The sequence below is a fragment of the Pseudarthrobacter sp. RHLT3-21 genome (assembly GCF_059383495.1).
In genome coordinates, this window is the sequence record NZ_JBWZCI010000003.1 from 79,966 (window position 1) to 103,556 (window position 23,591).

At 66.0% G+C, this 23,591-nt stretch carries 25 protein-coding genes; 13 read left to right on the top strand and 12 right to left on the bottom strand.

The annotated features are described in order from the left end of the window. The first annotated feature begins 21 nt into the window (after window positions 1-21). The 5 genes from AC50YA_RS04540 (at window position 22) to dhaM (ending at window position 4,049) form a co-directional block, all read left to right on the top strand. Window positions 22-534 carry a VOC family protein gene (locus tag AC50YA_RS04540; RefSeq protein ID WP_494981167.1) on the top strand — a complete coding sequence of 171 codons (513 nt, stop codon included), beginning with the start codon at window positions 22-24 and terminating at the stop codon, window positions 532-534. Between the two features lie 417 nt (window positions 535-951). Further along, on the top strand, window positions 952-1,467 hold the full coding sequence (locus tag AC50YA_RS04545; protein ID WP_494981168.1) for an amino-acid N-acetyltransferase: 516 nt from the start codon (window positions 952-954) through the stop codon (window positions 1,465-1,467). A gap of 241 nt (window positions 1,468-1,708) precedes the next feature. Continuing rightward, window positions 1,709-2,710: a dihydroxyacetone kinase subunit DhaK gene (gene dhaK / locus AC50YA_RS04550; RefSeq protein WP_494981169.1), complete on the top strand. Its 1,002-nt coding sequence runs from the start codon at window positions 1,709-1,711 to the stop codon at window positions 2,708-2,710. A 2-nt stretch (window positions 2,711-2,712) separates the two neighbouring features. Next, window positions 2,713-3,345 (top strand): dihydroxyacetone kinase subunit DhaL, encoded by a 633-nt coding sequence (gene dhaL, locus AC50YA_RS04555; protein ID WP_494981170.1) that lies wholly within the window; start codon window positions 2,713-2,715, stop codon window positions 3,343-3,345. Beyond that, a complete protein-coding gene (dhaM, locus tag AC50YA_RS04560) occupies window positions 3,342-4,049 on the top strand; it encodes a dihydroxyacetone kinase phosphoryl donor subunit DhaM (RefSeq protein WP_494981171.1) in 708 nt (235 codons plus the stop codon). Before dhaL ends, dhaM begins: the two co-directional genes overlap by 4 nt. 68 nt (window positions 4,050-4,117) lie before the next feature. Here dhaM and AC50YA_RS04565 read toward each other — a convergent pair whose 3' ends face one another. From AC50YA_RS04565 to AC50YA_RS04585, 5 genes are all read right to left on the bottom strand, one after another. Continuing rightward, entirely contained in the window at window positions 4,118-4,411 is a 294-nt protein-coding gene (locus AC50YA_RS04565; protein ID WP_494981172.1) for a DUF3040 domain-containing protein, read from the bottom strand. A 165-nt stretch (window positions 4,412-4,576) separates the two neighbouring features. Further along, complete coding sequence (locus AC50YA_RS04570; protein ID WP_494981173.1) at window positions 4,577-5,038, bottom strand: hypothetical protein; 462 nt, start codon at window positions 5,036-5,038, stop codon at window positions 4,577-4,579. Window positions 5,039-5,104: 66 nt separating this feature from the next. After that, complete coding sequence (locus AC50YA_RS04575; RefSeq protein WP_494981174.1) at window positions 5,105-5,536, bottom strand: DUF3592 domain-containing protein; 432 nt, start codon at window positions 5,534-5,536, stop codon at window positions 5,105-5,107. Between the two features lie 3 nt (window positions 5,537-5,539). Next, on the bottom strand, window positions 5,540-5,971 hold the full coding sequence (locus tag AC50YA_RS04580) for a DUF3592 domain-containing protein (RefSeq protein ID WP_494981175.1): 432 nt from the start codon (window positions 5,969-5,971) through the stop codon (window positions 5,540-5,542). A gap of 65 nt (window positions 5,972-6,036) precedes the next feature. Beyond that, on the bottom strand, window positions 6,037-7,011 hold the full coding sequence (locus tag AC50YA_RS04585; RefSeq protein WP_494981176.1) for an HhH-GPD family protein: 975 nt from the start codon (window positions 7,009-7,011) through the stop codon (window positions 6,037-6,039). Window positions 7,012-7,165: 154 nt separating this feature from the next. Here AC50YA_RS04585 and AC50YA_RS04590 point away from each other — a divergent pair, with 154 nt between their 5' ends. Beyond that, window positions 7,166-7,849: a hypothetical protein gene (locus AC50YA_RS04590; protein ID WP_494981177.1), complete on the top strand. Its 684-nt coding sequence runs from the start codon at window positions 7,166-7,168 to the stop codon at window positions 7,847-7,849. Between the two features lie 16 nt (window positions 7,850-7,865). Here the strand turns inward: AC50YA_RS04590 and disA are convergent, their stop codons facing one another. Then, entirely contained in the window at window positions 7,866-8,942 is a 1,077-nt protein-coding gene (disA, locus tag AC50YA_RS04595; protein ID WP_494981178.1) for a DNA integrity scanning diadenylate cyclase DisA, read from the bottom strand. Between the two features lie 359 nt (window positions 8,943-9,301). Between disA and AC50YA_RS04600 the strand changes: the two genes are divergently transcribed. Further along, window positions 9,302-10,915 (top strand): peptide chain release factor 3, encoded by a 1,614-nt coding sequence (locus tag AC50YA_RS04600; protein ID WP_494981179.1) that lies wholly within the window; start codon window positions 9,302-9,304, stop codon window positions 10,913-10,915. A gap of 6 nt (window positions 10,916-10,921) precedes the next feature. Further along, complete coding sequence (locus AC50YA_RS04605; RefSeq protein WP_494981180.1) at window positions 10,922-12,151, top strand: beta-ketoacyl-[acyl-carrier-protein] synthase family protein; 1,230 nt, start codon at window positions 10,922-10,924, stop codon at window positions 12,149-12,151. 24 nt (window positions 12,152-12,175) lie between these two features. Here AC50YA_RS04605 and radA read toward each other — a convergent pair whose 3' ends face one another. Further along, window positions 12,176-13,549 carry a DNA repair protein RadA gene (radA, locus tag AC50YA_RS04610; protein WP_160676896.1) on the bottom strand — a complete coding sequence of 458 codons (1,374 nt, stop codon included), beginning with the start codon at window positions 13,547-13,549 and terminating at the stop codon, window positions 12,176-12,178. Window positions 13,550-13,650: 101 nt separating this feature from the next. Beyond that, the gene (locus tag AC50YA_RS04615) at window positions 13,651-14,487 is read right to left on the bottom strand and encodes an AraC family transcriptional regulator (protein WP_494981181.1); all 837 of its coding nucleotides are present in this window, start codon (window positions 14,485-14,487) and stop codon (window positions 13,651-13,653) included. Between the two features lie 123 nt (window positions 14,488-14,610). On the opposite strand from AC50YA_RS04615, the gene AC50YA_RS04620 reads away from it, so the two are divergent. Beyond that, the gene (locus AC50YA_RS04620) at window positions 14,611-15,297 is read left to right on the top strand and encodes a phytanoyl-CoA dioxygenase family protein (RefSeq protein WP_494981182.1); all 687 of its coding nucleotides are present in this window, start codon (window positions 14,611-14,613) and stop codon (window positions 15,295-15,297) included. A gap of 69 nt (window positions 15,298-15,366) precedes the next feature. Here AC50YA_RS04620 and AC50YA_RS04625 read toward each other — a convergent pair whose 3' ends face one another. Further along, a complete protein-coding gene (locus AC50YA_RS04625; protein ID WP_494981183.1) occupies window positions 15,367-16,494 on the bottom strand; it encodes an FUSC family protein in 1,128 nt (375 codons plus the stop codon). 234 nt (window positions 16,495-16,728) lie between these two features. Here AC50YA_RS04625 and pstS point away from each other — a divergent pair, with 234 nt between their 5' ends. The 4 genes from pstS to pstB all read left to right on the top strand — a co-directional run bounded on the left by pstS (window position 16,729) and on the right by pstB (window position 20,856). Further along, window positions 16,729-17,850, top strand: coding sequence for a phosphate ABC transporter substrate-binding protein PstS (pstS, locus tag AC50YA_RS04630; protein WP_494981184.1), 1,122 nt, complete (start codon window positions 16,729-16,731; stop codon window positions 17,848-17,850). 101 nt (window positions 17,851-17,951) lie between these two features. Next, window positions 17,952-18,884 (top strand): phosphate ABC transporter permease subunit PstC, encoded by a 933-nt coding sequence (pstC, locus tag AC50YA_RS04635; protein ID WP_494981185.1) that lies wholly within the window; start codon window positions 17,952-17,954, stop codon window positions 18,882-18,884. Further along, on the top strand, window positions 18,885-19,997 hold the full coding sequence (gene pstA / locus AC50YA_RS04640; RefSeq protein ID WP_494981186.1) for a phosphate ABC transporter permease PstA: 1,113 nt from the start codon (window positions 18,885-18,887) through the stop codon (window positions 19,995-19,997). A gap of 79 nt (window positions 19,998-20,076) precedes the next feature. Next, on the top strand, window positions 20,077-20,856 hold the full coding sequence (gene pstB / locus AC50YA_RS04645) for a phosphate ABC transporter ATP-binding protein PstB (RefSeq protein WP_494981187.1): 780 nt from the start codon (window positions 20,077-20,079) through the stop codon (window positions 20,854-20,856). A 158-nt stretch (window positions 20,857-21,014) separates the two neighbouring features. Here pstB and AC50YA_RS04650 read toward each other — a convergent pair whose 3' ends face one another. The 3 genes from AC50YA_RS04650 to AC50YA_RS04660 form a co-directional block, all read right to left on the bottom strand. Continuing rightward, entirely contained in the window at window positions 21,015-22,028 is a 1,014-nt protein-coding gene (locus AC50YA_RS04650) for an inorganic phosphate transporter (protein ID WP_494981188.1), read from the bottom strand. A gap of 1 nt (window position 22,029) precedes the next feature. Then, window positions 22,030-22,647: a DUF47 domain-containing protein gene (locus AC50YA_RS04655; RefSeq protein ID WP_494981189.1), complete on the bottom strand. Its 618-nt coding sequence runs from the start codon at window positions 22,645-22,647 to the stop codon at window positions 22,030-22,032. Window positions 22,648-22,915: 268 nt separating this feature from the next. After that, window positions 22,916-23,575 (bottom strand): hypothetical protein, encoded by a 660-nt coding sequence (locus tag AC50YA_RS04660; protein ID WP_494981190.1) that lies wholly within the window; start codon window positions 23,573-23,575, stop codon window positions 22,916-22,918. Window positions 23,576-23,591: the final 16 nt, after the last annotated feature.

The window sequence follows — 23,591 nt, forward strand, 5'->3', positions numbered from 1 at the left end:
CCTGTGCGTACCGTGAGATCTATGACTGATACTACAAGCCCCGAACTGACCAAGGCCGCCGATGGCAAGCACACGAAATCCGGTATCCCGCACGGCTTCACGAACCTCACGCCGTTCCTTGCGATCCCTTCTGCCAAGGAGGCAATCACCTTCTACCAGGACGTTTTCGGCGCGCGCACAGTAAATGTCACCGAGATCGGCGGAATCGTCGTCCACGCCGAACTTGACTTCGGTCAGGGGCGACTCCAAATTGGAGAGCCCAACCCGGACTACCACCTCGTTCCGGCGCCGAACGGCGACGATGATTGCTACTCCATCGGCTTCTACTGCGCCGATGCGGACGCTCTCGTTGCGCGCGCCGAGCGGTCAGGGGCTACCGTTCGGGAGCCGCTGTCCACATTTGTGTCAGGAGACCGATTCGCTAGCATCCGGGACCCCTACGGTGTGCGCTGGTCCATCATGACTCGCGTCGAGGACCTCTCCGAAGAGGAAAGTACGCAGCGCGTCGCCGACTGGGCCTCCAAGCAAGGCTGAGCCTCGGTCCAAGGCAGCGGGACGCGGGCACGCGTGAGGTCTACCCGGGTGTCGAGGGGACGTCCCCCTCGGGCAGCCCGGGTTCCTGCCTTGGTAGATGTAGCCGCACTCGGCAGTCCGAGCAGTGCCAGCAGCGCGACCGGGGACCGGCGGACCCCCCCCAGGCTCGGCGCCGCGCCGAGCGTCTAACGCAAGACGGCCAAGGCCCCGCCACTCCCTAAAGGAGAGGCGGGGCCTTTGCTTTACCCTCCGTCCCGGTGGTGAGTCCGGCGTCGAGCATAGGCGAGCGGCCAGCGAAGCGAGGGTGCCGGGGGCATTTGTGTAGCTTGCGTCAGAGCGACGAAGGAGCAGCAAGCGGCAAATGGCGCCGGTACGGGAGCGCCCCAAGCCAGCCGGCCGCCACCGTAGGATTGTGGAGTGACCGACTCCGACACTTTCCATATCCGTTCTGCACGCACCAGTGACGTGGCCTCCATCAAGGGCCTTGTGGCGCCGCTGGCTGAGCAGCGGATCCTGATGGCGAAAGAGACGGTTGCCTATTACGAGAGCCTCCAGGAGTTCCGGATCGCAGAAGCCGACGACGGCGAAGTCATCGGCTGCGGGGCGCTGCACGTTATGTGGGAAGACCTCGCAGAAGTCCGCACGCTGGCCGCATCGGACGCGTGGCGCGGCAAAGGGGTAGGGCACGTACTGGTGGAAAGCCTGCTGGCCGAAGCCCGCGGGCTGGGCGTGGCCCGGGTCTTCTGCCTAACGTTCGAAGTGGATTTCTTCAAGCGCCACGGCTTCGAGGTCATGGCCGACCAGACGGCAGTGGACCCGGTGGTCTACTCCGAGTTGCTGCGCTCCCATGACGAAGGCGTTGCCGAGTTCCTGGACCTCGCGCGGGTCAAGCCCAACACCCTGGGCAATACCCGCATGATCAAGACCCTCTAGACACTCGAATCAGCAGGCCCGGGCGACCGCGGCAAGAAGGCACCCTGTGACATAAATAGCTTTATGTCGAATTGATGGATAAACTGACAGGGTTGCAGTGTGGGGCCTGCCGTAAGGGACAGTCATTGGGGGCTGTCCCTTACCGCTTCCACCGAATCGGCGCAGGCTACCGGACTTCATGCGGCGGTAGTAGGGTCAAAGTGCATCCTCCAGGAAGCACCCACACCCCAGGAGTTCTGCCATGAAAAAGCTCATCAATGATCCCCGTTCCGTGGTTGACGAATCCGTCGAGGGATTCGGTCTGGCCCACGCGGGACTCGTGACCGTCACCGCCGATCCGAAGTACGTCACGCGCAAAGACGCGCCAGTGGCCGGGAAGGTCGGACTCGTTTCCGGCGGAGGCAGCGGCCACGAGCCGCTTCACGCCGGTTTCGTCGGGCTGGGAATGCTCGACGCCGCCGTGCCGGGGGCGGTGTTCACCTCGCCGACGCCGGACCAGATCCTTCCGGCGACGCTAGCGGTCAACTCGGGCGCCGGCGTCGTCCATATCGTGAAAAACTACACCGGCGACGTCCTGAACTTTGAGACCGCGGCGGAACTGGCGCAGGCCGAAGGCGTGGACATCCGTACGGTCCTGGTCAATGACGACGTCGCGGTGGAGGACTCCCTGTACACCGCGGGGCGCCGCGGAGTGGGTGGGACGGTGCTGGTGGAGAAAATCGCCGGCGCCGCGGCTGAACGGGGCGACAACCTCGATGCCGTGGCCGCGATCGGTGACCGCGTCAACAGCAACGTTCGCACCATGGGTGTGGCGCTTTCAGCGTGCACAGTCCCGCATGCCGGAAAGCCCAGTTTCGACCTTGCGGATGATGAAATCGAGATCGGCATCGGCATCCACGGCGAGCCCGGCCGGCACAAGATCCCGATGGAGAACGCGGACGGCATCACCGACCGCCTGCTGGACCCGGTCCTCAGCGACCTGGGCATCACCGGCGGCGAGAAAGTCCTGCTGTTCGTCAACGGCATGGGCGGCACCCCCCTGAGCGAGCTGTACATCGTTTACCGCCGCGCTGCCCAGGTGATCGCAGAACGCGGGGCCGTCGTCGAACGCTCGCTGGTGGGGAACTACATCACCGCGCTGGAAATGCAGGGCTGCTCCATCTCTGTGCTGCGGCTCGACGATGAACTGACGCAGCTGTGGGATGCACCCGTGCACACCGCAGCCCTGCGTTGGGGCGTGTAGCCGTGGTCCTGGACGTGAACTGGGCCGTCAGGTGGCTGACTCTCTGTGCCAAGGCCATGGCGGAAAACCGGGTGTGGCTCATCGAACTGGACCGTGCGATCGGGGATTCTGACCACGGCGAGAACATGGACCGCGGCTTCCAGGCCGTACTGGATAAACTGGCTGAAGCCCAGCCTGAGACACCCGGCGCGGCCCTGAAACTGACTGCCATGACCCTGATGTCCAAAGTGGGCGGCGCCGCCGGACCCTTGTACGGAACTGCGTTCCTGCGCGCCGCCACCGCTCTGGGAGACTCCGCCGAGATTGATCCGGGGCGCCTTGCCGATGCGCTGGCGGCTGCCCGCGACGGGATCGTGGCCCGGGGTAAGGCCGAGTCGGGCGACAAGACCATGGTTGATGCCTGGACCCCCGCGGTTGAGGCAGCGAAGGCCGCCGCGGCGGATGGTGCGGGCACCGTCCTTGGAGTGCTGGTCGCGGCAGCCGAGGCGGCCGAGGCCGGCGCCGTGGCCACCGACCCGCTCGTGGCCCGAAAGGGCCGCGCCAGTTACCTGGGGGAGCGGAGCGCGGGCCACCGCGATCCGGGCGCCGCCTCCAGCGCCCTCATTCTCCGGGCCGCCGTTGGGGCCGCAGCGTGACGGTGCGACTGGTGGTGGTGTCCCATAGCGAAAAAATTGCCGACGGCGCCGTGGAGCTTGCCGCCCAGATGGCGCCCGACGTCGTAATCCTCGCCGCCGGGGGCACCGCCGACGGCAGGATCGGAACGAGCCTGGAAAAGGTCATGTCGGCCCTGGACCAGGCGGCCGGGGGTGATGGCGTGGTGGTCCTGACGGACCTGGGATCTGCGGTGATGACGGCGGAATCGGCTCTGGAGCTCGTGGAGGAGCCCGCCGGTGTGCTCCTGGCGGACGCGCCCCTGGTGGAAGGCCTGGTGGCTGCCGCCGTGGCCGCCCAGGGCGGCGCCGATGTAAAAGCAGTCAAACGTGCCGCCGAAGCGGTCTATGGACTGGGGCCGGAAGTGGCGGACGCATCGCCCACGCTCGCCGCAAGCACCGTCACCGAAGGGTCCGTCACCGGTCCGGGGCCGGATTTCACCGGCGACTTCGAACTGGTGAATGAGGCCGGCATGCACGCCCGTCCGGCCGCCAAGATCGCGGGCGGCCTGGCGTCCCTCAATGCCGAAGTCACGGTCAACGGCGTGGATGGCGCCTCCATGACATCGCTGATGACGCTCGCGGCGGGCAAGGGATCCATGCTCCACATCGAGGCGTGGGGGCCGGATGCCGAGCGTGCCCTGAACTACGTCGGCGGCCTGGTGCAGGCGGGTTTCGGCGAGCCGTAGGCCGTGGACTGATGCGGTCGTGGCTGGCCTGGATCCAGCCAGGCGGGAACGCCGGCCTGGTCAGCTTCCTATTTGACCTGGCTGCTGCGGCCCAGGTTGAAGGAGCGCTTGTCCACGAGCAGGTACGTGCCGGCTCCCATCAGGAGGAAGCCGCCGACGCCGATCACGATGATCTGCGTGCTGACCCCGACAATAAGCAACACCAGGCCGATCAGGCATGCGATGGCACCGAAGTAGGTACGGCGCCCAAACCTCATGCCCACGGAGCCGGACGAGAGTTCCTCAGCGAGCCGCGGATCGTCTGCCGCCAAGCCCGATTCCAGCTCCTCGAGCTGTTTCCGCTCCCGATCTGAAAGTGGCATCGTAACCCCTTCCCGGCGGCGAACATGTTGTAAATCCAACGTTGCCGATGCTAGTAATACAGACCGTAGAAGTGTCCTGAGCGGAAGTCAAGGGCAGGTCTGGCGGGGCCTTGTCTGCCAAGACGCAATTCGGACGGGTGCCCGCCAGGAAGGGGCCTCCACGAGTCACGCGGCCTGTCGCAGGCCACCGGCGTCGAGAATCACCGACGCCGTGACGAACCTTCCGCACTGCTCCCCGTAGGGGTAGGCGCCGCGGGGCCGGAAATCCAAGGTGCGCACAGGGAGGGCCGATCCGCCCGGAGAAGTACCGGTGGCGGTCAGCGCCATCGGGGCCTCCGTGAGGGACTCCAGCATCAGCATCCCGATCATGGTCCCGTCCGGGGAAGCCGTGGCAGAGCAGACCCCGTCCGGTGTGCAGCCTTGGTCAATGGATGCCGTTCCGGGAAACAGCTCCACGTTGTCTTCCTTGCACACGCCGTCCTGGCACGCCTTGAGGCGCAGTGTTCCCACCTGGGGAACATAGGAAAGCGGAACGGTCACCGAGACCACTGACGCCTGGGCAATCATCGGGCACGGCGCCGGGACGGGGTAGTAGTAGCAGCCGGAGGTGAGTACCGTCGTCGTCATCAGTGCCAGAAGTATCCCGGGTTTGCCCATACTTCAGCGTAAATCCGGAGCCGGAAGCCGGCATTGCTACCAGGAAAGTGACGCAAACATTGTTATGGCTGCTGCTCCGAAGATCACCATAATGAGACCCGTGGCCAGCCGGCCCTTGGCAACAACGAAGACCGGCAGCGTGGATTCGGCGGGATTGGCCGGGTTGTAGACCACTGGGATGTGGGTGCCGATGATCGCCTGGTCCTGGCTGTAGATATTGGACTGCCCCAGCCAGCGCTTGCCCCCGGCGTCCGCGAATTCGTACGACGGCGCAAACCGGTTCCGGCCGTTGCCCGCGGGTCCGTCCGTGCCGTGCAGGTTTCCCGTGACGGTGGCCGAAGCCTCCTGCCACCCCGCCGTGGAACGTTTCCGGCGGAACGACGCGGCCAGGGACAGCCCCATCAGCAGCAGGCCCGCGGCAAGGAAAAGCCCGGGCAGCACGATGAAAAGCAGTTTCAGGGAGTCCACGGGTCAGCCCAGGGGGAAGGCGCCGGCGACCCAGAACAGCAGCAGCGCGAAAAATGCGAAGACCGGCATCAGGCACCCGATCACCATCTTGGATTCGGACGCCACCTGGAACGACTGGTTGGGATTCGCCGGGTTGTAGGCCACCGCCAGGAGCGATCCCGGCGCCTGCTGGTTGGCGTACGAAACCTCGGATTCGCCTGCATACAGGGTCCCGTTGGGGTCGGCGAACCGGTACGTGGGGTAGAAGCGCCGGCTCCGCGTTGAGCCGCCTCCGCCATGTGTCCAGCCCGCAACGTTTCCAGTGACGGTCGCCTGCACCTTTGGCCAGCCGGCGATCAGTTTTTCCTGCCGCTTGGTTTTCCGCAGTGAACGGACCAGCGCAAAAATGACACCCGCAACAAACAGCGCCCAGATAACGTACAACACGATTCTCATGAATTTCCCCCGGTTCGAGTCACCAGAAAGTATGCCATCCAGGCACTGACCGCCCTAAAGGCGTCTCAGGCAGGCAGCCGGTAACCGCCCTGGTGAAGCTCGGCCAGGCCGTCGTCAAGGAGGCCGGCAATCGCACGTTCCAGCTGTTCCGGCGCGCAGTTCAGTCGGTGCAGTGCGGACAGGGGTACGCCGATTCCGTCCGCCGCGAAGCCCAGGTCAGCAGGCTCCCGCTGGAACATTTCCGCCGGCACCGGGGCGTCCGCAAGCCGCAGAACAGCCATCACGGCACCCCGGACCTGCCGGTCAGTGCCGTGCCACGCCTGTCCTTTGGGAACGTACGACGGCGGTGGCTCGCCGGCGGCCAGCCACGCACACGCGTCCCGCACCGGGCAGTCCGCGCACTTGGGCGCACGCGCCGTGCAGACCAGCGCCCCCAGTTCCATCACCGCAGCGTTCCAGCGCACGGAGGTCCCGACGTCGTCCGGCAGCAGTTCCGCCGCCAGCCGCATCTCCGCAGCGTTCAGCGATGGTGACGGGAGCGCGACGCCGGAAACCAGGCGCGCGTGCACACGCCGGATGTTGGTGTCCACCACAGTCTCCCGGCGTCCGAAGGCAAAGGCGGCAACGGCCGCGGCCGTGTAGCTGCCCACGCCGGGCAGGGCCAGCAGCTCCGTGTAGTTGCCAGGGACCTTGCCGCCGTGGTCGCGGACGATGGCCGCGGCGGCCGCGTGCAGGCGGAGTGCCCGGCGGGGGTAGCCGAGCCTGCCCCAGGAGCGGACGGCTTCCCCTGCAGGCTCGCCGGCGAGCCCGGCGGGGCTGGGCCAGCGTTCGAGCCATTCCCGCCAGACCGGCAGCACCCGCACCACGGGGGTTTGCTGCAGCATGATCTCGCTGACCAGGACTCCCCACGGTGAACAGTGCGGTTCGCGCCAGGGCAGGTCCCTCGCCGTCTCCGCGAACCAGCCGGTGATCTTGCCGTGGAGCGCGGCGAGCTGGTCGGGGCGGAGTTCATCCGTGCAGGACGAGGCGTCCGCGGGCATGGCTGGGGAAAGGATTGTAGCGTCGATTCCAACACTGTAGTGGATTCCCGGGAGCCCACGCGAAGATTCCCGCGGACAAACTGTGACCTTAGCGTTGGCCGGGGAACCGGCGTGGTGGGACGGCAGAATCCGGCGCGTTCTCTAGCCTAGAAGGATGGGCAGGCAAGGCAATTCATCACCACACAAAACGGCATCCGCATCCGGTTCCCGGGGCGGTTCCGGCGCTACCCGGCAGCCGAGCGCAGCCGTCTACCGACGCCGTCGGCTTTTTGTGGGAACCGCCCTTCTGATGGCGGTGGCCCTCACGTTCGGTGGCTTTGCGGTGGCCGGTGCCTTCAGCGGCACCGAGCCGGCATCCTCCACCGACGGTGCCACCGAATCCGCCCCCACCCCCGGCGCCGTGCCGTCGGAAACTGAGGGCAGCGAACCCACTCCGACGCCCACGCCTTCCTGCAACCAAAACCTGGTGACGGTGTCCGCTTCGACCGACAAAGCCGCCTACGGCCCCGATGAGAACCCGCTGCTCACCCTGAAGGTGACCAACGGCGGAACCATGCCGTGCGAGGTGAACATCGGGACGTCCCAGATGGAGTACCTGGTGACCAGCGGCGCGGATAGGATCTTCTCGTCCAAGGACTGCCAGGCCAAAAGCGAAGACCTTGTGAAGACGATTGCTCCGGGCGCCAGCGAGACGGCGAACTTCCCGTGGGCCCGTAACCGCACGCTGGAAGGCTGCAGCCCCATCGAAGCCAAGCCAGGGGCCGGCGGGGCGTACTACATTTTCACGGCAAAGCTCGGGTCCAGGGCCAGCCCCAAGTCCGTGTTCCAGCTCAACTGACGCTTTCGCTGGAATCCTAGAGGAAGCGGTCCAGCAGGCTGGCTTCGGCCATGCGGCTCAGGCCTTCGCGGACGGTGCGTGCGCGTTGGTCGCCGATGCCGTCAACAGTCATGAGGTCGTCGATGGTGGCCGCCATCAGGAACTGCAGGCCGCCGAAGTGGTCCACCAGGCGGTCGGCAACAGCCTTGGGGACTGCCTTGAGGCCGGACAGCAGCCGGTAACCGCGGGGCTGCACCACGGCGTCGAGGTTGGCCTCGCCGCCGGCAAAACCGACGATCCCGGAGATCTTGCCCAGGTCGATCAGCTCCGTGGGGCCAAGGTTCACCAGCGCGCTGACGGCCCGTTCGATGTCCTCGGCGGACGCGTCCGGTCCGCCGTAGTCGCGGATGATGACGTCGCTGCCCGGGCCGCGGCCCACCGTGAGCTCATCGAGCTGGAGGGACAGCAGCCGGCCGTCCTCGCCAAGTTCCAGGACATACTGCGAGATTTCCTCGGAGATCCGGCGGACCATTTCCTGGCGCTGCAGGGTGACCGCGACGTCGCGGACCGTCACCATGGCCTCGATCTCCAGTGCGGACAGGGAACTGGTCACCTGGTCCAGCCGCGAACGGTACCGTTCCAGCGTGGCGAGGGCCTGGTTGGCGCGGGCCAGGACCTTTTCGGATCCTTCCAGCACGTGCCGGAGCCCGTTCACGTACAGCGCGATGATCTGCATGGACTGGCTGACGGAAATCACGGGAACACCGGTCTGAATGGCCACGCGCTCCGCTGTGCGGTGCCGGGTGCCGGATTCCTGCGTTTCGATGCTTGAGTCCGGAACCAGCTGGACCGCGGCCCGGAGAATGTTGCCGGCGTCCTTGTCGCAGATGATGGCGCCGTCCATCTTGGCCAGTTCGCGGAGCCTTGTGGGGGAGAAATCGATGCCGATGTCGAAGCCGCCGGAGCAGATGGAATCGATGGTCCGGTCCGAGCCCAGCACGATCAGCGCACCGGTCCGCCCCCGTAGGATGCGTTCCAGGCCATCGCGCAACGGCGTGCCTGGAGCCACTCTGCCCAGAGTCGCCTTGAGCGATTCTTCGGGGCTCCGAGCCATAGGTGTTCCCTTCAAAGGTGCAGACTGCCGCCCGCAGGTACGCCGGTTTTACACTCAGCCGGCAGGATCAAAAGTACTCAGTTTCCCGCAAGCTCAATGATAGAGGTAAGAAGCGGCAACAACCGCACGGACAAGCCCCAAAGTGCCTCGTTAGGGGGTGCCGCCAAGTGCCTCGGGAACGCGTTCGACGGCGGCTGTCCGGGAGGCGTTTCGCGCACCGTCCAGGTGGCAGGGAGGTGATCCAGAGCGGCTGCTTCCCGCGCTGCGATAAACTTGGAACTTGGCTGTCCCAGAGCCATGCTTCCCCTTGAGGCCTGCCGAGCGCCTTGGGGTAACCCCATCGCAGCGAAAGTAGCACCGTGTCCCAAGATGTCCTTAGCCCCGCCCGGGTCAACGAGATTCACAAACAGGCGGCCCGGCGTCGGACCTTTGCTGTCATTTCGCACCCCGACGCCGGCAAGTCCACCCTCACCGAGGCCTTGGCCCTGCACGCGAAGGTGATCGGGACCGCCGGCGCCTCCAGCGGCAAGGCCAACCGCAAGGAAACGGTCTCGGACTGGATGCAGATGGAGAAGGACCGCGGCATCTCCATCAGCTCCGCCGCCCTGCAGTTCTCCTACCGGGACACCGTCATCAACCTGCTGGACACCCCCGGCCACGCGGACTTCTCCGAGGACACCTACCGGGTCCTGGCCGCCGTCGACTGCGCAGTGATGCTCGTGGACGCCGCCAAGGGCCTGGAAACGCAGACCATGAAGCTTTTTGAGGTCTGCAAGCAGCGCAACCTGCCCATCATCACCGTGATCAACAAGTGGGACCGGCCCGGCCTGGACGCGCTGGCGCTGATGGACGAGCTCACGGAGCGCACCGGCCTGCAGCCCATGCCGCTGACCTGGGCCGTGGGCATCTCCGGCGACTTCCGCGGTGTCTGGGACCTCCGCCAGGACCGCTTCGCCCGCTTCCAGCGCAACAATTCCGGCGCCAACATCGCGCTGACCGAGTACTTCACACCTGAAGAGGCCGCGGAGACGCAGGGCAGCAACTGGACCGACGCCGTCGACGAGGCCGGCCTGGTCATCGAGTCCAACCTCGAATTCGACGTCGAAGCCTTCCATGCAGGCACCGCCACCCCCATCCTGTTCAGCTCCGCCGCCCTGAACTTCGGCGTGAAGGAACTGCTGGACGCGCTGGTCGACTTCGCACCGCACGCCGCACCGCGCCCCGACGTTGAGGGCAGCCCGCGCCCCGTTGAGTCGTCCTTCTCCGGCTTTGTCTTCAAGGTCCAGGCCGGCATGAACAAAGCCCACCGCGACCACGTCGCCTTCATTCGCGTCTGTTCCGGGGTCTTTGAACGCGGCATGGTGGTCACCCAGACCCGCACCGGAAAGTCCTTCGCCACCAAGTACGCCCAGCAGGTCTTCGGCCGCGAACGCGAGGTCATCGATGAGGCGTACCCCGGCGATGTGGTGGGCCTGGTGAACGCCTCCACGCTGCGCGTCGGCGACAGCCTCTTCCTCGAAGGCCCGGTGGAATACCCGGCCATCCCGCTGTTCGCCCCGGAACACTTCCAAGTGGCCCGGTCAAAGGACCCCAGCAAGTTCAAGCAGTTCCGCCGCGGCATCGAGCAGCTCGAGCACGAGGGCGTCATCCAGGTGCTCCGCTCCGACGTCCGCGGCGACCAGGCGCCGGTGCTTGCCGCCGTCGGCCCCATGCAGTTCGAAGTGGTGGAGGACCGCATGGCGCATGACTTCAGCGCGCCCATGCGGCTGGAACGCCTGCCGTACTCCATGGCCAGGATTTCGACGGCGGACGCCATGCCAGCGCTGGCCAACGTGCCCGGCGCTGAGGTGCTGTTGCGGTCCGACGGCGAATACCTCGCCTTGTTCAACGACGTCTGGGCCCTGCGCCGGATCGAGAAGAACCACCCCGATCTGACCCTCGTGCCTATCGGCACCCACAACCCCGCAAAGTAGCGTCCCATGTCTGCAGACCACCCCCGCGCGCTGATCACAGGCGTCGGCACTATCAACCCGCTCGGATCCACGGTGGCGGAGACCTGGACCGGCCTGCTGGCGGGACAGTCCGGCATCGCAGCGCTGGATCAGGACTGGGCGGAGCAGCTGCCCGTGCGCATCGCCGGACAGGTCACCGCGGATCTTTCGGTGCACCTCACCACGCGCGAGCTGAAGCGGATGGACCGGTGCGGGCAACTGGCGCTGGTGGCTGCCCGCGAAGCCTGGCAGCACGCGGGGGCGCCCGACGTCGACCCCGAACGGTTCGCCGTCGTGATCGGCTCCGCCTATGGCGGCCTCGGCTCCACCCTCGAACAGGACCGTGCGCTCGCCAGCGGCGGCCCGCGCCGGGTCTCGCCGCACACCCTCACCCGCCTTATGGTCAACGGCCCCGCGGCCTGGGTCTCCATTGACCTCGGCGCCCGCGGCGGAGCCCGGACCCCGGTCAGCGCCTGCGCGTCCGGCGCGGAAGCAATTGTCCAAGGTGCCGAAATGATCCGCTCCGGAGCGGCCGACGTCGTAATCGCCGGCGGCGTGGACGCTTCTGTGCTCGACCTGGTCATCACCGGGTTTTCCCAGATCCGGGCACTCTCCACTCGCAACGGCGAACCGCAGCGCGCCTCGCGCCCGTTCGACGGCGGCCGCGACGGCTTTGTCCTCGCGGAAGGCGCCGGCATTGTGGTGCTTGAGAGTGAGGCCCACGCCCGGGCGCGCGGCGCCGCCGTCCTCGGCGCAGTGGCCGGCGGGGCGGTCACCTCCGATGCCAACGACATCGTCGCCGCCGACCCGGCCATGCAGCGGCGGGTCATGCAGAAGGCCCTGGCCTCGGCCGGAATGCAGGCTTCGGAGATCGGCTTCGTCCACGCCCACGCCACCTCCACCCCGGTAGGGGACCGGCTGGAAGCCCAGGCCATCAACGCCATTTTCGGTGCCGACGTGCCCGTGACCTCCACCAAAGGCCACACCGGCCACCTGTTGGGCGGCGCCGGCGCGCTCGCTGCCGTCGTGGTGGTCCAGGCCTTGCAAACCGGACAGCTCCCCGGGACGGCGAACGTCGAGGCGCTGGACCCCGAGGTGAGCCTGAACATCGTCACGGAAAAAGCCCACACGCTGGCGCCCGGCTCCGCCCCCGCCGGCCTGGTGAACGCTTTTGGCTTCGGCGGACACAGCGTTGCCCTGGTGATCACGGCCAGCTGACATCGCCCCGGCCGGCAACGGGTCCTACCCGATCAGCAGGCTCAACGCTTCCGTAAGGTGCTCCACTTCTCGGACCGAGAAGCCTGCCGGCACGGGTCCCGGCCCGTTGTGGCTGGCCGGGACCACGGCGTGCGTGAACCCCAGCCGGTGTGCTTCCTGGATGCGCTGGTTGATGCCGGGCACGGGCCGGACCTCGCCGGCCAGGCCCACTTCGCCGAACGCGATTAGCCGGATGGGCAGGGGTTTGCGGGCCTTCGCGGACGCGACGGCCAAGGCAATAGCGAGGTCCGTTGCGGGTTCGCTAAGCTTCACGCCGCCCACCGTGGCCACGTAGGAATCGTCCTTGTGCAGGAGGCAGCCGGCACGCTGCTGCAGCACCGCCAGGAGCATGGACACCCGTGAGCTGTCCAGTCCACTGGTGGCGCGGCGCGGCTGGGAGTTGGCGCTTTCGGCGAGCAGTGACTGCACTTCGGCCAGCAACGGCCGCCGCCCTTCCATGGTCACGGTGATGCACGTGCCGGAGACGGGCTCCTTGGTGCGGCTGACGAACAGCCCGCTGGGGTCCGTGAGCCCTTCGATGCCGTTCTCGTTCAGGTCAAAACAGCCGACGTCGTCCGTGGGCCCGTACCGGTTCTTCACGGCGCGCAGCATCCGGAGCCGGGAATGCCGCTCGCCTTCGAACTGGCACACCACATCCACCAGGTGTTCGAGCAGCCGCGGCCCCGCGATGGACCCGTCCTTCGTCACGTGCCCCACCAGCAAAGTGGTCATGTTGCGGCGCTTGGCCGCCGCGATGATGGACGCCGCAACCTCACGCACCTGCGAGACGCCGCCGGCGCTGCCGTCCACGTCAGCGCTGCTGAGGGTCTGGACCGAGTCCACAATCAGCAGCCGCGGCTCGATCTTCTCCACCTGCCCCAGTGCCTGCCCCAGATCCGTTTCGGCGGACAGATACAGGGAATCCGCGACGGCGTCGATCCGTTCGGCGCGCAGCTTCACCTGCGCGGCGGACTCCTCGCCCGTGACATACAGGACATCCTGGGCGGTGCGGGCGAATTTTGCCGCGACGTCCAGCAGGAGGGTGGACTTGCCCACGCCGGGTTCTCCGGCCAGCAGGATGACCGCGCCCGGGACCAGTCCGCCGCCCAGCACGCGGTCCAGCTCGTCCACGCCGGTAGGCAGGAAAGCCGCCGTGGTGGCATCCACCTCGGCAATCCGGCGGGCCGGCTCCAGAACTGTGGTTGCCGCCGTCGTACGCGCTACAGCGGCGCCGGTTTCCTCAACCGTGCCCCACGCCTGGCACTCGCCGCAGCGCCCCACCCACTTGACCGTGGTCCAGCCGCATTCGGCGCACTTGTAAGCCGGCGCTTTGGACGCCCGGGAAGTCTTTGTTGCCATGGGTTCAAGGTTAGTCGCGGGGACCGACAGTATTGGCCCGCGAGGGGGCAGCACGCACCAATGTCAGGCCTCGGGACTATTGAAATGCCATCTCGGCGGGTTCATTCCCGGCGGTGCTCTTGGCGGAATCTGCTGGGCGAGTACCCCGTCTTCCTGGCGAAGAGGCGGCTGAAGTACGCGGGATCGCCGTAGCCGGTCAGCGTAGAGATGCGTTGGACTGGCAGGTCCGTATCCGCCAGCAGCGATTGAGCTTGCGAAAGCCGGAGCTGAAGGACGAACTCCTTCGGCCCAAGGCCAGTGGCAGCCTGAATGCAGCGCCGCAATTCGGCGTCCGAGACCTTCAATGTTGCGGCGAGGTCAGAAAGGCGCAGCGGTTCATAGGCGCTGTCGCGTAGCACCGCCAAGAGGCGTTCGTGAGGTGCGTTGGGTTCGTCCGGGTTCTTCCGGTGGTGCTCCCGGCTGTCCACCAGGACTCTTTGAGTGAGCACAGAAGCCTCCACCTCGCCGCGGGTTCCAGTGCCGGACAGCGCAGCCCTAAGGGCTGGGAAAAGTCCAAGCGTGGCCCGCAGCTCCGGCCAGGACGCAGTGTCGAATTGCACCACGGGGTGCTCTCGGGCGAAGCATCCCATTTCTTCAAAAGCCCTGGCGGTGGGCCCGGTAAAGAGAATCCAGTGTTCCTTCCAGCCCCTTGGGCCCGGCCCGTACCCATGGCTCACCCCGGGGAACAGCCAGATGACAGACGGGGCGTTGACCTCAAAGACCTTTCCCCTGACACGAAAAGTGCCCGATCCTTCGGACACGATCACCATGCCATGAGTGCTCAATGTTCTGCCGGAGAACGACGGCAACTGGCCACTTTGTTCGCCGGCACCCAGGCACGCAAGGCCCATGTCCCGCAGGCGCGGCGACGGGAGCCGGTAGCTTGACCAATTGTCCATGACCACCCATGCTGCTCCCGACTGAGTCTTAGCGCAAGCCGGACAGAAAGCCGAAGAAAAGTCCAAGCAGGGGTGCATGAGAATCCATTCACTTCGTTGTCCGGGGATGCCAATCTGGGGAGCATGTTGACGTCGAATGGATATGTTTTGGACGAATCTGCGGCCCGGTGGGGTGACTTGGAACCCGTGCCGCCTTCCGAGCGCCACGATCGTGAGGCCCTATGGTTGAGGCTCCGGCGGGGACTTTTCGACGTCGTGGTTCCGGGACCGGAGTACCAGGCTCTCTGCACCGCTAAAGAGATTGCTGATTGGTTTGCCTGGTTCTTGGAGGACGATGTCCACCTGCACCGGCGCAAGATTATTCGGCCCACGAAGCCAGGGGAGGCCGGCATCGGAACCGCCACGCAGGCACACTATGATCTCGTTTACCTGCGGCAGGGCAGCGATCGTGTCCTGTCCATGTGGATTCCGTTGGGGGACTGTCCCAGGCAGCGCGGGGGGTTGACCTATTTGGAGGGCAGCCACCACTGGGTGATGGCCGGGGAACGCGCAGGAACGCTCAAGAAGCCCGCGGCGTCAATCACTGCTGACCTACCCGGCTTGGCCGAAGAACGCGATGCGCGGTGGCTCGTGACCGACTATGAGGTTGGTGACGTCGTGGTCCACTCAGCGCACATCGTCCATGCGGCACTCGATAACGTGGAGCGCGACGGAACCATGCGCCTGTCCACTGACATCCGTTACCAGCGGCTTAGCGAGCCGATCGATTGGCGCTGGCAGGAACACTGGAACTACAAGGACGGGCTCTGACCCCGCGAGATGACAGCACATGCCGATGTCAGGCATCGGGACTGGCGCGAAGTGCCATCTGGGCGAATGCTACAACGCAGGCAGCACGTCCCGGGCCTCGCGCGCATCCATGCCGGTGGCCTCCAGGAGGTCCACCATGAGCGGCCGGAACAGCATTACCACCGTCTCACCCTCAAGCCGCTCGACCTCCAGCAGCTTGGGGTGCAGCCGCAGCGCGATCTCGCTGAAATCCTGCCGAGCCGTGCGCAGATGGGCGCGGCGCACGCCGTCATGAATCTCCGCCAGGCCGAGCGACAGTTCATCAATCGCGGCCGCGGTTTCCTGGAGCACGTCGGCAATGTTCTCGGTGGCGTTGTCTGACAGCGCGGCGTGGTTGATGGCGCTGGTCAGCCGGCGCGCAAAGACGCGGCTGTTCCTGAGCGCCAGGTCGATGAAGTCAAGGGAACTCTCAAGCCGGTCCAGCTCGTCGCGGTGCCGGCGGTGGGCCGGCGCGAGCATGGCCACCTCGCCGGAAGCGCGCAGGGAATGGCGCATCGCGTCCACCAGCGGCTGGCAGTTCCGGCCTCGGATCAGCGCATGCCAGGCCTGCGTGGAGTCGCTGTTGCTCAGGGCGGTGGCACATTCCCGCAGCACCTCGGCAAGCTCGTGCAGCAATTTGCGGACATCCTTGCGGGGCTCCCGGCGTGGATCCTTGGGAATCAGGACCGTCACCAGGAGGGCGAAAAGGCCACCCACCACGGCGTCAATGCTGCGGGTGAACGGCCCGCCATCGGGCGCCGGCAGCAGCACCACGAGCAAGGATTGCAGCCCCAGCTGCGTGGTGAAGATGTTGCCGCTGTCCAGGAAGCGGGCCAGCAGGATGGAGAACAGAAGAACGACGGCGGCCTGCCAGATTCCGCTGCCAAGCCAGTGCAGCAGCAGATCACCGACGGCGATCCCGATGGTGCAGCCGAGGCCCACTTCCATCACCCTGCGCAGCCGCGGGTCGCGCGAGAAGCCCAGGGCGATCAGTGACGATGTGGCGGCAAAGAGGGGCCCGGAGTGCCCCAGGACGTATTCGGCGAAGGCGTATGCCCCCACCGCGCATGCGGTCATCTGGACGGCGGGGACAAGTGAGTTCCGGCTCCGGACCAGGCCGGTGCGGATGCGTCCGCGCAGGAAACGCCTGCTTGCTGAGAGTCCTGCTGCTGCGGCCATGCCCTCCAGTCTATTTGCCGCCCGCGCACCTAAGACCGAAAGTGTGACGTGCGCAATGGTGACGCTGCAGTTGTAAGCCAATATGCCGCCGTCGTTAATCTTCTGTTCACCTGTGGCCGCCCATCCCGTTACCTGCGGCCCATACCTTCATTAAAGGTACAAAACGTACGCATCGCGCTGCAGGGCTTCTCCGGCCCTGCCCGCTACTGAATATCCCTGGAAGGGGTACATCTAGTGAAGGCACTCCGTTTCGGCCGCCACGCGGCTATCGCTGTAATCGCCGCCGGCGCACTCGCGCTCACCGCGTGCGGTTCAGACAACGCCACGGGCAATACGCCTGCAGGCAACCAGACTTCTGCCGGCCCCAAGGTCACCGGCACGCTGACCGGCATCGGAGCATCCTCCACCGGCGCAGCCATGGACGCCTGGAAGGCCGGCTTCGCAACCGCCAACTCCGGCGCCACCGTGCAGTACTCCCCGGACGGTTCCGGCGCAGGCCGCAAGGCAATCATCGATGGATCGGCCCAGTTCGCCGGCTCCGACGCGTACCTCAAGGATGAAGAGCTGGCCAGCTCCAAGACCCAGTGCGGCCCCGACGGCGCCATCAACATCCCGGTCTACATCTCCCCGATCGCGGTGGCGTTCAACGTCCCCGGCATCACCGAGCTGAAGCTTGACGCCGCCACCGTGGCCAAGATCTTCCGCGGCCAGGTCGCCAACTGGAACGACCCCGCCATCGCCGCCCTGAACCCGGGCGTCACCTTGCCGGACCTGAAGGTCACCCCGGTGAACCGCTCTGACGATTCCGGTACCACCACCAACTTCACCGAGTACCTGGCCGCGGCTGCTGCCGATGTCTGGACCGACAAGGCTGCCGGCATCTGGCCCGCAGCCCTCCAGGGCGAGAACGCCAAGGGAACCTCCGGCGTCGTAAAGACCGTTACGGACACCCCGGGCGCCGTGACCTACGCGGATGACTCCGCTGTGGGCGGCAAGCTGGGCACCGCCTCCATCAAGGTTGGCGAGGAGTTCGTCAAGATCTCCGCCGACGCCGCTGCCAAGGCTGTTGAAGCCGGCAAGCCCGTCGAAGGCCGCTCCGCCACCGACGTCGCCATCAAGCTGGACCGTAAGACCACCGCTAAGGGTGTCTACCCGATCGTCCTGGTTTCCTACCACGTTGTCTGCACCACTTACGACAAGCAGCAAACCGTTGATCTGGTCAAGGCCTTCGAAAGCTACGTAGTCTCAGACGCAGGCCAGAAGGCAGCTGCTGACTCCGCGAAGTCCGCACCGCTCTCCTCGGCTCTCGCCGAGAAGGCCGTCAAGGCCATCGAATCCATCAAGGTCAAGTCCTAGTACCTGTCCCTGAACCAAGTTCCCCGCCACGCCGAAAGGCGGGGCGGGGACTTGGCTTTGTAAGCTAGCTTTTGTGCACCACCACAACCGAAGGGTCTGGAATGACCGCCACCCCCCTGAGCAGTTCCCAGGGCGCAGGCCGCGCCGGGGATAAGATCTTTTCCGGCGCCGCGTTGGCCGCCGGGTGCCTCATCCTCGCCGTCCTGTTTGGTGTGGCCCTGTTCCTTGTTGTCCAGGCCATTCCGGCACTCACCGCACCCGCCGCCGAGATCCAGGGCGGCGAAGGCTTCTTCGCCTACATCTGGCCGATCGTTATTGGCACCCTCATTGCAGCCGTCATCGCACTGGTGATTGCAACACCCGTCGCCATCGGCGTTGCCCTGTTCATCTCGCACTTCGCGCCGCGCAGACTCGCCTCCGGGCTTGGCTACGTGGTGGACCTCCTGGCCGCCATCCCGTCAGTGGTTTATGGCGCCTGGGGCGCAGCGTTCCTCGCCAAGGAAATCTCCCCGGCCTACAACTGGCTGGCCGAGAACATGGGCTGGCTGCCCATCTTCCAGGGCCCCGCCTCCGCCACCGGCAAAACCATCCTCACCGCGGGTATAGTGCTCTCGGTGATGGTCCTGCCCATCATCACGTCCCTGAGCCGCGAAATCTTCCTGCAGACGCCCAAGCTCCACGAGGAAGCCGCACTGGCCCTCGGCGCCACGCGCTGGGAAATGATCAAAATGTCGGTCCTGCCGTTTGCCCGCCCGGGCATCATCAGCGCCGTCATGCTTGGCCTGGGCCGTGCGTTGGGCGAGACCATGGCTGTTGCCCTGGTCCTCTCCTCCGGCGCCCTGACCGCCAGCCTGATCACGTCCGGCAACCAGACCATCGCCGCGGAGATCGCCCTGAACTTCCCCGAAGCCAGCGGCCTGAAGGTCAGCACGCTGATCGCTGCCGGCCTGGTCCTTTTTGTGATCACACTGGGAGTCAACATGATCGCCCGCTGGATCATCACCCGGCATAAAGAATTCTCGGGAGCAAACTAAATGTCCTCCACTCTCACTCCCGTGCGCAGTCAGCGTTCAGGTCTGACCAAGGGCCAGTTGCCCGCCTTTGCGCCGTATATCGTCCTGGTACTCGCGCTCATCGTGGGCGCCGCAATCCTGGCACTGATCGGGTTCAACGCCTTCGGCTGGGGCATCGTCTCGGCCATCCTCTTCGCCGCCGGCCTGGTGGGCTGGAGCGCCGTGGTGGAAGGCTCCCGCAAAGCCAAGGACAAACTGGCCACCTGCCTGGTGGTGGGCTCGTTCCTGATCGCGCTGCTCCCGCTGATCTCCGTGATCTGGACGGTGCTGGTCAACGGCGTTCCCGGGCTTATCGCCCCGGGCTTCCTTACCAGCTCCATGAATGGCGTCACGGGCGTCTACGACACCAGGGCAGTCGAAGACGGCGCCCCCGTGGTCGGCGGCATCTACCACGCCCTGGTGGGCACCGTCCAGATCACCCTGGTGGCCACCGTGGTCTCCGTGCCCGTGGGCCTGCTGACCGCCATTTACCTGGTGGAGTACGGCAACGACGGCCGCCTGGCCCGCGCCATCACGTTCTTTGTGGACGTCATGACCGGCATCCCGTCCATCGTGGCCGGCCTGTTCGCCGCAGCTTTCTTCTTCGCCGTGGTTGGGCCCGGCACCAAAACCGGTGCCGTCGCCGCCGTCGCGCTTTCCGTCCTGATGATCCCCGTAGTGGTGCGTTCCAGCGAGGAAATGCTCAAGATCGTCCCCAACGAACTGCGCGAAGCGGCCTACGCCCTGGGTGTGCGCAAGTGGCGCACCATCCTCAAGGTGGTGATCCCGACGGCGATCTCCGGCATCGCGTCCGGCGTCACCTTGGCGATCGCCCGCGTGATCGGTGAGACTGCGCCCATCCTGGTCACCGCCGGGTTCGCCACCAGCATCAACAACAACGTGTTCGGCGGCTGGATGGCCTCCTTGCCCACGTTCATCTACACCCAGATCCTGAACCCCACATCTCCGGCCAACCCGGACCCGTCCTCGCAGCGGGCCTGGGGCGCAGCCCTGGTGCTGATCATCCTGGTGATGGTCCTGAACCTCGGTGCCCGGCTGATCGCCAGGATCTTTGCCCCCAAGACCGGCCGTTGAAAATTTTTCAGCAGGCCATTCCGGTCCTCGCGGCCAAACCCTAGACTTCAATCCGTACCCCAGCAAGTGAAGGAACATCATGTCTAAGCGCATCGACGTCAAAGACCTGAACGTGTACTACGGCGATTTCCTGGCCGTGGAGGATGTCAGCATCGCTATCGAGGCCAAGTCCGTGACGGCCTTCATCGGCCCCTCAGGCTGTGGCAAGTCCACGTTCCTGCGCACCCTGAACCGCATGCACGAAGTACTGCCAGGCGCCCGCGTGGAAGGTGAAGTCCTGTTGGACGGCGACAACCTCTACGGACCCGGCGTGGACCCGGTGACGGTGCGCTCGCAGATTGGCATGGTTTTCCAGCGGCCCAACCCGTTCCCCACCATGTCCATCCGCGACAACGTGCTGGCCGGCGTGAAGCTGAACAACAAGAAGATCTCCAAGGGTGAGGCCGACGTCCTGGTGGAACGGTCCCTCAAGGCCGCCAACCTCTGGAACGAGGTCAAGGACCGCCTGGAGAAGCCGGGGTCCGGCCTGTCCGGCGGCCAGCAGCAGCGCCTCTGCATCGCCCGTGCCATTGCCGTGGAGCCGCAGGTGATCCTTATGGACGAGCCATGCTCGGCGCTGGACCCGATCTCCACGCTGGCCATCGAGGACCTCATCAACGACCTCAAGGACCAGTACACCGTGGTGATCGTGACCCACAACATGCAGCAGGCGGCCCGCGTTTCGGACAAGACCGCGTTCTTCAACATCGCCGGCACCGGCAAGCCGGGCAAGCTGATCGAATACGGGAACACCCAGAACATCTTCAGCAACCCCTCTGTGAAGGCCACCGAGGACTACGTCTCCGGCCGCTTCGGATAATCCCCAGCCGCTCCCCAGGCTCGCAAGCTCGCCCGGGGACCCCAGCGGCTGTGGGCCCACCCACCGGCTCCGAGCACCGCACCTTGCAATCGATGCGGCGTTTAAGCCAAGGGTGCTGCGCAAAGCCTGCGCCGCGGGGCGCGCCAAGACTGCGAGGCTCAGGCAGCCAACGGTGACAGCGCCAGCGCCAGGACAAAAGCCCCGGCCGCGGCTGCCGCGGGGGTGAGGACCCACAGCGCCAGGATCCGCATGACTAGCTTCCGGTTGGTGACTGAGAAGTGCTGGTTCTCGCCGGCGCCCAACACGGACGCCGTCACGGTGTGGGTGGTGGAGAGGGGCCACTGAAGCGCGATCGCCCCGACAAACAGCATCGCGGCACTGAAAGTCTGCGCCACGGAGCCCCGCAACGGGTCCACCCTGGTGATCTTGTATCCGATGGTGTGGGAGATCCGCCAGCCGCCAAATAGGGTTCCGACTGTGATCATCAGGGCGGACACCAGCGCCACCCACAGGGGGATCCTCTCGCCGTCGGAATAGCCCGCCGCGAGCAGGGCAAGCAGCAGTACGGCACCCACGCGCTGGCCGTCCTGCAGGCCGTGGCCGAACGCCACGGCACCGGCTGCGATGGCCTGGCTGCGGCGGAAGCGCTGGTTGACGACACTGGGCTGGGCGTAGCGCGCCGCCCAGGTCACCGGGAAAACCAGCAGGTAAGAGCCAATGTAGGCGACGGCGGGCGAGAGCAGCAGCGGCAGGAGAACCTGGATCAGCAGGGAATGGTTAACGCCGCCTACTCCCACGCCGCCCACGGCCAGGCTGGCGAGTCCGGCCCCTGCCAGCCCGCCCACCAGGGCGTGCGTGGAGGACGCGGGGATGCCGCGCCACCACATAAGCACTCCCCAGGCGCAGGCACTGGCCAAGGCGGCCACCAGGATGCTGAGACCGCTTGCGCCATCCGGAAGGTGGATCCAGGTGTGGCTGATGGCAACTACGGCGGTGGCGCTGACCAACGCGCCGATGAAGTTGAAGAAGGCGGCCAGCAGGACGGCCACTGTGGGCGTGAGCGCCCGTGTACGGACGGCCAGCGCCACGGACGTGGAGACGTCCCTGAAGCCGTTGAGGAATGCAAACGTTGCGGTCAGCAGGACCACAACGCCAAAAATGACTGCTGTCACGTCAGGATTCCTTGACGATGATGCTGCCTACCTGGGTGGCGATGCGGCGCATGTCCTTGGTGACTTCCACCAGCTGGTTGGCGACGTCGCGGTTACGGGAATACTGCGCCCACTTCATGTCCCGGATCATGTCCGCCACCCAGACCCGGTGGGTCCGTTCCGCGCGTTTGGCGAGCCTGAGGATCTCGATCCAGTAGTCCTCGAGGTCGTCGAGGTTGTCGAGCCGGCGCATGGCGTCCACGGTGAGTTCAGCCTGCCGGCTGATGATCTCGAGCTGGTCTGCGGCCCGCTTCGGCAGGCGGTCCAGCTGATACAGGGACACAAGTTCGGCGGCACCATCCAGCTTTTCGAGGGCCTCGTTGAGATAGCGGGACAGGGCGTACATGTCTTCGCGGGGGAGCGGGTTCACAAAGCTCGTGCGCATGTGGGTGAGCAACGCAAAGTGCAGTTCGGCGGACTTGGCCTCGTGGTTGTGCATGTCGTCCACCAGCTTGGCGTGCTCAGTGGCGGGCACGCCCAGGATCTCGGCCATGGTGGCGCCGGCATGCACAATTTGCTGGGCCATCTGGGAAAGCAAGGTCAGCCCGGCGGGCTCCTGGGGGAAAAGGCGCAGCTTCACGTTGGGATACCGATCTCCGGGGATGTACTGGGGTCGGGGGCCGCCCACTTGTGACTTGACGCAGGCCAGCAGCTGTGTAGATTCTACCGGCCCGTGCCTGCCGCCTGTAAACAGGCATAAAAAATGGTGCCGAACCGGATACGCCTCTCGGCGGTAGGCCGCTCTAGGCGGCTATTTGTTGAAGCCCGGGGGTTTCGCGGCTCGACACCAGTTTCAGTGTTCTACGTTGCTTGGCCCAAGTCAACATTGACAGAACGGTACTCGTGGGTCAGTCCAGCTCGCCCAGCCGCCAGGCATTTGCCGCGTGCTCAAGGTCCTCGGCGGTCTTCACGAGCTGGTGCGAGTTGCGCGTGAGCTTGCTCGCGTGGGCCTCGTTGCCGTGCTCGGCACCGTCGGCGATCGTCGCCTGGCCGAGCGCCACCACGCGGCAGAACGCGGCGGAACGTTCCAGCGCGACGTCGAACTCGCCGTCGAACGCTCCGGAGAGAATGGCGTCAGCCATGGCCCGCATTTCCTCGGCGCCCGGCGGTTCGGCGGCGCCGGCCACCACGTGAGAGACCTGCGCGGTGTCCTTGCCCGCGCGGAAGTACACGGAGATCCGTTCGGGGTCCTGGACGGTGGCGGCGCGCAGGGCGTACAGCCGCCAGAGGGCGCCCGGCAGGGAGCGCGCCGGGCTTTCCGCCCACATCTCCGCGATGGCTTCCAGGCCCTGTTCGTCCGTCAGCTTGACCAGGCGTTCGGTGATGACGGGATCGTCGCTGTCGCGTCCGTGGCGCACCAGTGCCTGGGCGGCGAGGTGTGCGGCCTCGGAGACGCGCGCAGGATCCGGGCCGCCTGCGAACGGCTCAAAGTCGATGGGGGCGAACGGCTTGGGCTTGTGATGCCGGTTGGCTCCGCCGTTGTGACTGGGTCCTGCTTGTTCGCTCATGCCCCCACGCTACTCC